Raw genomic sequence first — 859 nt, forward strand, 5'->3', positions numbered from 1 at the left:
GCTCCATCTTATTCTTTCGCCCCATTTCATTCATAAAGAACAGTTATTAAATCTCTTTTTCTCATTAATTCTAGGTGTCTTTATACTCCTTTATTGGAACTTTGCCGACATAGACCCTTTGATTTACTCCCTGCAATTAGTACCTGTTTGTTTACTGTTCGTGACGCTAGGCGTTGGTATAGCACCTTCCATCTTGACATGGATCATTTTCAATATTGGTTGTATGTTCGTTCTGCACTATTATTGGGAACCAGCCCTGCTAAGCAGCACATTCGTTCTAATTCTTGGCTTTCTTGCTCGAAATCGCGTATCCCGTGCTTCATTGAAGATAAAACTGACTTGTGCAACCGGTATTCTCATCGTGTATGAACTATTGTATGCGCCACTTGCCCCTTATGTCTATGCGCCGTTTTCCTTATATACAGGCTACGTAGTTGTGTTTGCCTTCATCTCACTATGGATCATGATCACTTTACTTTTTTTTATTAACAAATATGATATTCAGCGAAAACATATCGCTCATTTAGAGAAAAATCGTATGCTTGCTGAATTATCCGCAACAATCTCTCATGAAATCCGTAATCCGCTTACCTCGACACGCGGTTTCCTGCAATTAATACAAAAATCAGATCTGTCGGATTTGGATCGGAGACGTTATGCCGATCTTGCACTGTCTGGTGTAGACCAGGCCATCACCCTATTAACTGATTTTCTTAACTATGCAAAGCCTTCTGCGGACTTAAAGGAACAACTAGATATCAAAGAGGAGCTAGAACATACCGTTCGTTTCATTACACCCTATGCAGTTGATTTTCAAGTTACGATTGATATTTCACATGAATATGAAGCTCCCTTATAT

Annotated in this window: 1 protein-coding gene; it reads left to right on the forward strand. The window is 39.5% G+C overall.

The window, feature by feature from the left end; genetic code table 11:
* Positions 1 to 118 precede the first annotated feature (118 nt).
* A partial coding sequence (locus tag AC1DVJ_RS31165; protein WP_477596835.1) for a histidine kinase dimerization/phospho-acceptor domain-containing protein occupies positions 119 to 859 on the forward strand: 741 nt, incomplete at its 3' end.

Source organism: Paenibacillus sp. P4_A9, assembly GCF_056402415.1.